Origin of the sequence: Rhodococcus sp. LB1, assembly GCF_001583455.1 — a bacterium.
GTDB classification, from domain to species: domain Bacteria; phylum Actinomycetota; class Actinomycetes; order Mycobacteriales; family Mycobacteriaceae; genus Rhodococcus_F; species Rhodococcus_F opacus.
The window spans coordinates 1-9,620 of record NZ_LTCZ01000281.1; the positions used below are offsets into that span (position 1 = coordinate 1).

11 protein-coding genes and 2 pseudogenes are annotated in these 9,620 nt (G+C 64.3%); 8 read left to right on the top strand and 5 right to left on the bottom strand.

Annotated elements, in window-relative coordinates:
• Positions 1-128 precede the first annotated feature (128 nt).
• Entirely contained in the window at positions 129-455 is a 327-nt protein-coding gene (locus AZG88_RS29315) for a helix-turn-helix domain-containing protein (protein ID WP_061043221.1), read from the bottom strand.
• Positions 455-1,480 carry a tyrosine-type recombinase/integrase gene (locus AZG88_RS29320; RefSeq protein ID WP_061699895.1) on the bottom strand — a complete coding sequence of 342 codons (1,026 nt, stop codon included), beginning with the start codon at positions 1,478-1,480 and terminating at the stop codon, positions 455-457. Before AZG88_RS29320 ends, AZG88_RS29315 begins: the two co-directional genes overlap by 1 nt.
• 248 nt (positions 1,481-1,728) lie before the next feature.
• Between AZG88_RS29320 and AZG88_RS29325 the strand changes: the two are divergent.
• A pseudogene (locus tag AZG88_RS29325) lies at positions 1,729-1,986 on the top strand (phosphatidylserine/phosphatidylglycerophosphate/cardiolipin synthase family protein); the annotation flags it as partial.
• 165 nt (positions 1,987-2,151) lie between these two features.
• Here AZG88_RS29325 and AZG88_RS50740 read toward each other — a convergent pair.
• The 3 genes from AZG88_RS50740 to AZG88_RS29340 form a co-directional block, all read right to left on the bottom strand.
• Positions 2,152-2,595 carry a hypothetical protein gene (locus tag AZG88_RS50740; RefSeq protein ID WP_231914252.1) on the bottom strand — a complete coding sequence of 148 codons (444 nt, stop codon included), beginning with the start codon at positions 2,593-2,595 and terminating at the stop codon, positions 2,152-2,154.
• Positions 2,596-2,747: 152 nt separating this feature from the next.
• Complete coding sequence (locus AZG88_RS29335; protein ID WP_061699897.1) at positions 2,748-3,914, bottom strand: NADH:flavin oxidoreductase; 1,167 nt, start codon at positions 3,912-3,914, stop codon at positions 2,748-2,750.
• Between the two features lie 124 nt (positions 3,915-4,038).
• Positions 4,039-4,764 (bottom strand): IclR family transcriptional regulator, encoded by a 726-nt coding sequence (locus tag AZG88_RS29340; protein WP_061699898.1) that lies wholly within the window; start codon positions 4,762-4,764, stop codon positions 4,039-4,041.
• Between the two features lie 421 nt (positions 4,765-5,185).
• Between AZG88_RS29340 and AZG88_RS29345 the strand changes: the two genes are divergently transcribed.
• From AZG88_RS29345 to AZG88_RS29365, 7 genes and pseudogenes are all read left to right on the top strand, one after another.
• Positions 5,186-6,340 carry a Rieske 2Fe-2S domain-containing protein gene (locus tag AZG88_RS29345; protein ID WP_061699899.1) on the top strand — a complete coding sequence of 385 codons (1,155 nt, stop codon included), beginning with the start codon at positions 5,186-5,188 and terminating at the stop codon, positions 6,338-6,340.
• An 11-nt stretch (positions 6,341-6,351) separates the two neighbouring features.
• Entirely contained in the window at positions 6,352-6,579 is a 228-nt protein-coding gene (locus AZG88_RS29350; protein ID WP_061699900.1) for a hypothetical protein, read from the top strand.
• 56 nt (positions 6,580-6,635) lie between these two features.
• Positions 6,636-7,154 (top strand): nuclear transport factor 2 family protein, encoded by a 519-nt coding sequence (locus AZG88_RS29355; RefSeq protein ID WP_063886911.1) that lies wholly within the window; start codon positions 6,636-6,638, stop codon positions 7,152-7,154.
• Between the two features lie 100 nt (positions 7,155-7,254).
• A pseudogene (locus AZG88_RS50745) lies at positions 7,255-7,386 on the top strand (SDR family oxidoreductase); the annotation flags it as partial.
• 186 nt (positions 7,387-7,572) lie between these two features.
• Positions 7,573-7,908, top strand: a complete 336-nt coding sequence (locus tag AZG88_RS29360) for a hypothetical protein (RefSeq protein ID WP_061699901.1) — start codon at positions 7,573-7,575, stop codon at positions 7,906-7,908.
• 220 nt (positions 7,909-8,128) lie between these two features.
• Complete coding sequence (locus AZG88_RS55155) at positions 8,129-8,254, top strand: hypothetical protein (protein WP_269455083.1); 126 nt, start codon at positions 8,129-8,131, stop codon at positions 8,252-8,254.
• Between the two features lie 290 nt (positions 8,255-8,544).
• Positions 8,545-9,387 (top strand): class I SAM-dependent methyltransferase, encoded by an 843-nt coding sequence (locus AZG88_RS29365; RefSeq protein WP_179443319.1) that lies wholly within the window; start codon positions 8,545-8,547, stop codon positions 9,385-9,387.
• Positions 9,388-9,620: the final 233 nt, after the last annotated feature.

Genomic DNA, 9,620 nt, shown 5'->3' on the forward strand with positions numbered 1-9,620 from the left:
CTGTGCCTGCTGCAGCAGGCGTTGCGCGGTCTCGGCGGACATGCCCGGACCGGCGACCTCGCGTAACACCCCGATCAAGCGCTCTCGAACCTCGGACAACAGTTCGCCGCTCCGGGCAGACCGGGGCGTCACTTGCGACCCGGCCTTCGAATCACGCTTCGACGTGGTTCGATACTGAGCGAATCGGATTCAGCACCAACCGTTTTACGGATCTGCTGGTTGACGACCTCCGGTTCGATCAGGTCGTTCGGCGAGCAGCCGAGGATGTCGCAGAGTGCGACCAGCACATCCATGCTCAGTCGTTGCGGAGGCTGGGTCACCAAACGATAGACCTGTTCTCGAGACAACGTGATGCCACGCTCAGCGAGCAGCGGCACCAGATTCGAGGTTTGAAACATCTGCTGGTCGGCCATCAAATCCCGCAGCCGCCAGCGGTAACCCATCTTCTTATTCATCACGTCACGTCCCAGTCGGTGCCGAGCCGGCCCTTCAGTGAAGCCACCAGCATCTGATTGCGGAATTCGTTGGACACTCCGGTGTAGATCGCGGTCGTCGCCGCATGCGAGTGCCCCACCTGCTCCTGGGAAAACTTTGCGGGATAGCCGAATTCGGTCCAGTGCGTCACCGCCGAATGGCGCAGGCAATGGACGTCGAGATGCTCGTCCAAGCCCGCGTCCCGCTTCGCCGCAACGAACGCGTCGTTGATCGAGCGCGGCTGCAACCGCCCCACCCGTTCGGTGACCCACAGCGCCGGATGCACACCCGGCGAAAACCTCGGCCGCAATTCGGTCAGCCACTGCTCGAGCACCTCGATGATCCAGTCCATCTCCGGAACCAGCAGCACCGACCGCCGCTTGGGCGCAGATCCCTTCGACGATTTACCGAAGCGCACCATCAGGCTGCCGAACCTCCCGAACTGCGCCATCTTCGGATTTCGACGTAGATCGACCAGGTCGAGCTTCGAGGCCTCAGTACGCCGTAGGCCGAACGCATACACCAACTTCAGCACCGCCGCGTCCCGGGCAGCGCCCAGTCCACCCTTCACGCCCCGGCAGACGATCTTGCCCGGCCGAGCGTCGGCGGCGTCGAACAACGCCTGAATCTCATCGTAGGTGAGCGGGCGCCGACGGGGATCGCCCTCATACTCGCTTCGATGGACGATCGAGTTGCCGTCATGGAAAATCTGTTGCGGCACTTCACCGAAACGTTCCTCACATGCGCTGGCCCACCCGTAACGCGGATCGAGCAAAAACTCCAGAAACAGGTTGATCACGACCTCGTAATTCCGCGCTGTCGACACCGCACGCGGCGGGTCCAGATTCCGCAGATGGTCGATGAACGCCTCACCCTCGGCCGGCGTCCACTGCCAGGGATACAAGCCGGTGAACTCGACCAGTCGGCTGATCAACCGCAGCCGCCTCAGCATGGTAGTTTCTCGCAGAAACCGCGCGGATTGTTGCCGCCGCCAACCCTCCAGCATCGCCGCGAGGATCGCCGGCTCAGGATCGAAATGGACAACGTTATCCGCTAGGACAAGACGCGCAGAACCCGGAAGTGGCACGTTCACCAGTCTGTTGTATCAGATGCATCAATGATGCGTACGTGAATTCGCGCTGCTCACCAGTCAGGACTCATTCGTACCGAACCGGGCTACGCTCCCCTTGAGCAGCGCAGATCTCGGGACCCCATTTGCGCGCAATGTTGCATCCGATGCAATTCCACCGGTTTGTCCTGATCTTCGTCACCGCCGACAACCAATGGATCCACCCGCCCGCGGTCGTGGACTCCGATGCCATCGCGATACCCCACACCCACGGTGCCACCGGTCACCTGCTGCGCAGCCGCACCGATCTCTCCCCCATCCCGGTACCGGACGCGGAACAAACCCTCGCCGACCTCGGACACCCCAACCCCCGCCTACGAGCCGACCACCGAATCGCCTCCCCCAGCCTGCGGACCGCTCTGCTCCAACCCTGGAACCTCTGAACTACCCGACCATTACCGGCATCTACCAGTGGGAACGACACGTCCCCATCGATCAGCGAATCGACATCATCGCCGACAATGCAAGCATTACTGGCAATGCTGGCAGTCGCGTCCTCGGGTGGCGGTTTCGCCGGTCCAACCCTGTGGCCCGCGCCTGGCACCGGCTCACCCCGGTGGGGTCACGCCAGGGCCAAGACCCAGGAACGTGGCTCCAGGTAGCGGGCGAGAAAGTCGAGCATCTCCGCGTCTGGGTGCGCGAGTTCGGGAAGGTCCTTCGCGCTGATGATCGTCTGATCGACGGCGGCGACCTGCCGGCGGCATTTGCCGAGCGCCGCCGGCGTGACGGTGCCGGTCGGTGAGGTACCGAATCGACTGCGCCGGGCCCAGACCCGGGTTGCGGGTGCCGTTTCCGGCCCGCCGGGTTTCGACCATCTGCCACCACTGGTCCAACTCGGCCAGCACCGCGGGATCGGCGACCGCGATCCGCAGCGCCCGGTCGATCGACTGCGGATCGGCGAGATCAACCTCACCCACACCTGCTGCGCGGCTGAGGATCTGGCCGAGCTGGTGGTTGGCGAGACCGTCGCCGCGGCTCCACCAGAACGACACCATCACATTGTCGATGAATCGGTGGAAATGGGGATCGAACTGGCAGGGGTCGCTCTCCGGTACCTCGCTGGTGGTCCCCCATCGGCCACGTCCGGCTCGACGAGCACGGGTACAGGTGGACACTCAGATCGATCTTGACCTCGAAATCCAGGTCAGTACAGCTGCCCCTCGTGTCGTTCGCGGTCGAAGGTCGGGATGGGCTCACCGCGGCGCAGCGCGCGAGCCAGGGCCGGATCGGCCAGGTGCAGTCGCCCGATCGCGACCAGATCGAACTCGTTGCTTTTCAACCGCCGGAACACTCCATCGAGGTCGGCGGGTTCGGGCGTGCCCGTGTCGCGCAGTGGCTTACTCAGGCCGACGCTGCCCACGGCCATGCTCACAGCTCCGGTCAGCTTCTTCGCCCACCCAGCCAGTGTGAGATCGCTCCCCTCGAACGCTGGGAGGTCAAAACGGCGAATGCTGGCGTCGAGCACGTCCACTCCCGCGTCGATCAGCGCGTTCAGTACGACGGACAGCTCGGCAGGGGTGTTCGCGATCCGAGCGCCATAGTCCTGCTGCTTGTGCTGCGAGAACCGGAAGAAGATCGGCAGTTCCGGACCGATTTCCCGCCGGATCGCCCGAATCACTTCCACCGGGAACCGGGTGCGCCGCTGCAGGTCGCCGCCCCAGTGATCAGTGCGTTGGTTCGTCGACTCCCACAGAAACGAATCCAAGAGGTAGCCGTGTGCGGCGTGGATGGCGATCCCGTCGAATCCGACCTCGACCGCGTTGCGGGCCGAGCGCACGTACGCGGCGATGACATCCTCGACGTCCTGCTCGGTCATCGCCGAGGTCGGAGCGCTCGCACGGGCGATGTAGTCGTCCGGGTAGACGGTACGTCCCGCCCGGCCCCACACTCCCGACGGGCGCATAGACGTCAGGCTCGGATCCACGTCGCTCATCGCGCCCCAGAGTGGCCCGACGTGCCAGAGCTGCGGGATGATCCGGCCGCCCGCTTCGTGAACTTCGTCGACCACGTCGCGCCAGCCCACGAGTGCCGCTTCGCCGTGCAGGCGTGGCACTTTCGGACTGTCGACGGCGGTCGGGTGGTCGATCGCCACGCCTTCGGTGATCACCAGACCGCTGCCGCCCTCTGCGCGCCGCCGGTAGTAGGCGGCCACGTCCGCGCCGGGGATCCCGCCGGGTGAGTGCTCCCTCGTCATTGGGGACATGACGATGCGGTTCGGCAGGGCAAGGGAGCGGACCTGCAGCGGCTCGAACAGCGCGGTCACTGCTTCTTCGGGATCGAATCGACGCGAATCGGTGAGCTCGGATGTCATGAGAACATGGTGTCAACGGGGTCGATACGCGAGCAAGCCGGCGGTCCGGCGAGCGGATCTCGGCCAGGTCGAGATCCGAAAGCTGGGCGGCGTCGAATAGCTTTGGCCTTGCCCAGCGGCACTGTCAGGCAGGTCTTCGGGTCACTGACGCGAAGTCGAGGTACTGTGTGATGGCTGCAGCCGCAATACGCACAGGTGCGGCATGCCGATGGTCGAACTTCACTTGGCTCGTCGGTCCGCTGATCGAGAGCCCGGCTTGCACTCCGCCCAGGGAACCGATTCGCACTCCGATGCAACTGAATCCTCCGGCGCAGGTTCCGAACGCAATTCCCAGATGTCGGAGTCTGTCGGTCTCGGAGCGGAGGTCGGCGGAGGCATCATCGGACTGTGTGGCGGTTGCGAGCAAGATCTTGCCGATTGTCGACGACCGCGCGGGTATGCGGTCTCCGACCCGCGTCAGGAGGTTGGGGGCCCTCTGGCCGCCGATCTTCTCGAGATAGACCACGTCGGTGCCGTCGAGGATACCGAGATGAACGACGTGACCGGTAACAAGATGCAGCTCGCGGAGCACCGGGGCCACCACCCGGTCGAACTTGTTCTGGTACAGCGACAGCGCTCCGAACTCGACGAGTGTGTCCCCGAGCTCGAACTCGCTGCCGCGGCGACGGAGCCAACCCAGTCGCACCAACTGCTCGAGCATCCGACGAGTGCTCGTCCGTGGTATCCCCGTTCGGCGAGATAGGTCGGTGAGGCTCAGAGCCGGCGTGCTGCGAAAGCAGTCCAGCACCAGGGACAGCCGATCGAGGGTTGACGCGGGCGGGACGTTCTCCGTGCGTTCTCCGTGCAACATCGGCTTCTCCCTTCCCTGGCGGCAGTCGCGAACTGGAGCGCCGCCGGCCGTCCGAGACGGACAGGCATTCCCAGCACAGCTTCGGAACCGGTGGATCACCAGAGCCCCTTCCGGTGAGCGGGAGCTGCCTCGTGTTCGCCCGCTGCAGGTCGAGGCTCCGTCGAACCCGAGTCGGTGCGGGCAAACACGTGACGACACGCGAGGTCACCGCGGCCGACCAGCGTGTCGTCCGCTGAACGGATGCCGAAGTGGTGCACCGCCGTCTGGCGCTGACAGGGTGGCCAGGTACCGGTGGCCGAGGTCACAACGAGGACGCCTCATGGCGCCGAGTTCTGGGCATTCGGACCGGACGCCAGGCGGGGGCGCGGCCGCAAGTGGCTGCGCGCGACCTGAGCCCAAGACCAGAAGGAAGGAAACCACCATGACTGCCCTGAATATCGATGAAACCGACGAGGTCCGCTATATCGACGAGGGCACCCCGCCTGCCCGCTTCGCCCGGGGGTGGCACTGCCTCGGGCTGGTGGTGGACTTTCGGGACGGCGCCCCGCACTCGATCGAGGCGTTCGGCACCAGACTCGTGGTGTTCGCCGACAGCAAGGGTGAGATCAAGATCCTCGACGCCTACTGCCGGCACATGGGCGGCGACCTGAGTCAGGGCACCGTCAAGGGCGATTCGATCGCGTGCCCGTTCCACGACTGGCGTTGGGGCGACAACGGCAAGTGCACCGACATCCCTTACGCGCGACGGGTTCCGCCGCTGGCGCGTACTCGCGCCTGGATGACCATGGAACAGGATGGGCTGCTGTTCGTCTGGCACGATCCGGAGGGCAACCCGCCGCCGGCCGAGGTGACGATCCCGGTGATGAGGGCGCCAGGCACCGAGTGGACCGAGTGGGTGTGGAAGTCGATCGTCATCGACACCAACTGCCGCGAGATCATCGACAACGTCGTCGACATGGCGCACTTCTTCTACGTCCACTTCTCCTTCCCGACGTACTTCAAGAACATCTTCGAGGGTCACGTCGCGATCCAGGAGCAAAGCGGCGTCGGCCGTGAGGACATCACCGAATGGACCGACCCGGACGTCCCCCAACTGCTGGCACACCGGTCCCTCGCCGCCTACCACGGGCCTTCGTTCATGATCGACGAGCTGACCTACGAGTACGACAAGTTCGACGTCGATTCCGTCCTCATCAACTGTCACTACCCGATCACCACCGACAAGTTCGTCCTGATGTACGGGATCACCGTCCAGAAGACCGACCATGTGCCCGCCACGATCGCCGACCAACTGGTCGACGCGATGATCGGCTACATCGGCGTCGGTTTCGAGCAGGACATCGAGATCTGGAAGAACAAGACCCGGATCGACAACCCCCTGCTCACCAACGAGGACGGCCCCGTCTACCAACTGCGCCGCTGGTATGAGCAGTTCTACGTCGACGTCGCAGACGTCAAGCCCGAGATGGTGGACCGCTTCGAGTACGAGCTCGACACCACCAAACCGGTCGAGACATGGAAACAGGAAGTCGCCGACAACCTCGCCCGCAGCACCGCCGCAGGCAAGCCCACCTGAGAGGAATCGTCATGCAACCGTTGGAATGCAGCACCTGCAGCACCCGGGTGATGGTGGAGAAGTTCAGCTGGCACCACACTTCCGTGCAGTGGCTGGCCGACTGTAAGATCTCCTGCGCACAGTTCCGCGTCGACGCCGTTCCGGGCCGCCAGGGGGTGCACCTCAGGACCTGCTCGGCGCTGCGCGAGACGATCCGGCAGGCCGTCCTCGATGGCACGATCCCGATCCCCCCGGACTGACCACATCCCTTTGCTCCCTCCGACGATGGCCCGTCGGCCATCCGGAAAGGAATCACATGAGCGACACGACCAGGCCCAAAGGTCCGAACATCGAATCCCGAATGCAGGCGTTGGAGAACCGAATCCAGCTGCTCGAGGACCACAACGAGATCATGCGGCTGATGCACTCCTACGGCCCGGCCGTCGACTGCGGACTTGCCGACCTCGTCGCCGGACTGTGGACCGACAACGGCGTCTATGACGTCGACACCGGCCGCATGGACGGACGCGGCCAGATCGAAGCGATGGTTCGAACAGACCCTCACCAGGGCTTCCTGCGTCAGGGCTGCGGACACGTCATGAGCCCTGCGCACATCACCGTGGACGGGGACGCCGCGGTAGCGCTCTGCCACACGCAAATGATCCTGCGCCGACCCGACGGCAACGGATATCAGGTCAGCAGAGTCACGGCGAACAGGTGGGAGCTCACCCGCACCCGCGACGGCTGGAGGGTCACAACGAGGACCAGCCGCATCCTCGACGGTCAAGACGAAGCACGAAGGATATTCGCAGGAATCGCCGGTACCCCAAGCTGATTGCGAACCCCCGATCACGCTCAGCGTAGAACGCCGAGGTGGGCTGTGGGCCGTGACATGGACGTGCCCACTGACACCTTCGCCTTCCGATGCGACAATGGCCATCCCCCGCTACGGCCAACCCGAGGAAGTCTCCAATCTCGTGCTCTTCCTCGCCAGCGACGAATCGAGCTACTGCACTGGAGGCGAGTACGTCATCGATGGAGGCATGACCCCCGGCGCAGGATTCTGACCCACCTTCTGTCCGGAGAGGCAGACCACAACCCCCAGGCGTGCGGGTAGCATCCACCCACGCTGCTGATCCGAACAGGGTCGGCCCGCTGGGGAAATACACCTCATCGAGTGGAGACTGCCTCGGCTATGCCTTCAGCCCCGGCTGTCGCCATGCACCGGCGCGACACCGACCGGAAGATCCACCATGCGGTTGTTCATCAATGCACACCATTCGGTCTCCGCTGCGTGGATCGCCTGGACCGGCGATCCCGCCGGTCTCGACGCCATCATCGATCGAGGGGCGAGTTGCCGAATTCGTCGTGTGGGACGGCTCTCGCCCTTGGCCCGGTGGCGACGTGGTGAACTGTGGGTTGACCTGCACCACCTCGAGGCAGAGCTATCCACGACGCCGGATGCTCCGGACGACTGGGAAGCGAACTTCGTTGCCCTGATCGAACAGGCGGAATCAGACGGGCACCTCGACATCGAAGAGATGCTCCTGCGTGTCCGGTACCGATTTCATGACGTTCCCGAAATATGATAAACGACAACACTGTTCGAAGTTCGCCAAACTCCGGTGGGTGCACGAACGCGGAAACTATCCACACACCAATGTGATACCGAAAGTCATTACATGCGAACATATTCAAATCGCGTTGCAACTCCGATACGTGAAGTATCGTTCTGACTCCAGTCGAGCCCGGGGTGAGCGTGGTGTGCACAAGCGGCTTCGAACCGACCCCGGGTGCTGGACACTCGACATGCGCGACTGGCCCTCGCCGCAGCGCTCCCTCGTATTCGTCGACGTACCCGTGATCGGACGGCCACCACTGCGCGTGTGGATGGACATCCTCCTCGCTTGGACGAGGGCCACCTGGGGCAACTGATGGAACGCATCGTTACTCGTTGACACTGGGCCTTCTCAGGTGCGTGCGAACCGCCACTCTCGGTGGACTACGAGGAGCCCTGTGAGCCAACCGGTCGTCGCTCCAACGAGAGGTGGGCGATGACCAGATAGAGCCACGGGTAGACGACGGGGACAGGGTGCACGTCAGGATCGCATAAGAACGCATTCAGAACAGCAAACCTGCCCGCCGCGCTGCCCCGAGCAGCGGCATTCTTGCCAGTCCGGCAAGAACTCTCGCCGAAACCGTCGGTGGTATTGCACTGTGTGGGTATGGAAGAAGCGGGCGAGGTCACCGAAGTCAAGACGACATCATGCGAGGCAGGCGAATGGGATGCGCGCTACAGCGAGCGGGATCGCGTGTGGAGCGGAGAACCCAACGGCGCACTAGTTGACGAGATGACCGGCGCACGGCCGGGACGCGCCCTGGACGTCGGCTGCGGTGAAGGCGCCGACGGGCTCTGGCTCGCCCGCCAGGGATGGGCCGTGACCGCGCTGGACGTTTCTCGGGTCGCCCTCGACCGGGCGGCGGTCCACACCGCCGGGGAAGACGTGGACATCACCTGGGTGTTGAGCGGACTGCTCGATGCCGACTTGCCCACGGGTGGTTTCGACCTGGTCTCCGCCCAGTACCCCGCCTTGCGCAGTACCGCTGACCATGCCGCAGAACGCGCGTTGATCTCCGCCGTCGCACCGGGCGGCATCTTGCTGGTTGTACACCACGACATCCGCGACGCGAATGCGGCGCGCGAGCACGGCTTCGACCCCGATGACTGGGTCACACCCGATGATGTGGCGGCGCTCCTCGATGACAGCTGGCACATCGACGTCAACGAGGTGCGGGACCGTTCGATCAGTGGCGGCGCAGGTGCACACCACACCCACGACGTGGTTCTACGGGCGCACAGGCTGCCCCACCGTAGCCCTTCCATCGGGCACCGGACAGCCGGTGGTTCTCTCGACGCCAACGCAGGATCGCACAGGAAAACCGCGACGGGAACGGCTACGCCCGCTTCACCGCTCAACGGTCGCGCCCACCCCCACGATCGCACCCGCTACTGGGACCACCGAGAGGCGCGGTGGGTCAAGCATCACGCCAACCCGACCCGAGACTAGAGGCCATCATCACCGGACTGGACGAGACACCCACCCCTAGCAGGATTGTGGCCCCGACAGAGAAGATGGTCAGGAAATGTCGCCGTGGGATGTCGAGAACTCGCGCGCGGCTTCGTCCCCGGAGTGAATCGGCCACAATGGGCCGCACCGCACCAAAAGGAGAACATGATGGCCAAGTACCTGCTGCTCAAGCACTACCGCGGCGCGCCGGCATCGCTCAACGACGTGCCCAT

Excerpts from the sequence above, each read along its gene's own strand:
- AZG88_RS29355 (WP_063886911.1), top strand. The coding sequence starts at position 6,636 with ATGAGCGACACGACCAGGCCCAAAGGTCCGAACATCGAATCCCGAATG.
- AZG88_RS29340 (WP_061699898.1), bottom strand. The coding sequence starts at position 4,764 with ATGTTGCACGGAGAACGCACGGAGAACGTCCCGCCCGCGTCAACCCTC.
- AZG88_RS55155 (WP_269455083.1), top strand. The coding sequence starts at position 8,129 with ATGCGCGACTGGCCCTCGCCGCAGCGCTCCCTCGTATTCGTCGACGTA.
- AZG88_RS29315 (WP_061043221.1), bottom strand. The coding sequence starts at position 455 with ATGAATAAGAAGATGGGTTACCGCTGGCGGCTGCGGGATTTGATGGCC.
- AZG88_RS29335 (WP_061699897.1), bottom strand. The coding sequence starts at position 3,914 with ATGACATCCGAGCTCACCGATTCGCGTCGATTCGATCCCGAAGAAGCA.
- AZG88_RS29360 (WP_061699901.1), top strand. The coding sequence starts at position 7,573 with ATGCGGTTGTTCATCAATGCACACCATTCGGTCTCCGCTGCGTGGATC.
- AZG88_RS29345 (WP_061699899.1), top strand. The coding sequence starts at position 5,186 with ATGACTGCCCTGAATATCGATGAAACCGACGAGGTCCGCTATATCGAC.
- AZG88_RS29365 (WP_179443319.1), top strand. The coding sequence starts at position 8,545 with ATGGAAGAAGCGGGCGAGGTCACCGAAGTCAAGACGACATCATGCGAG.
- AZG88_RS29320 (WP_061699895.1), bottom strand. The coding sequence starts at position 1,480 with ATGCTGGAGGGTTGGCGGCGGCAACAATCCGCGCGGTTTCTGCGAGAA.
- AZG88_RS29350 (WP_061699900.1), top strand. The coding sequence starts at position 6,352 with ATGCAACCGTTGGAATGCAGCACCTGCAGCACCCGGGTGATGGTGGAG.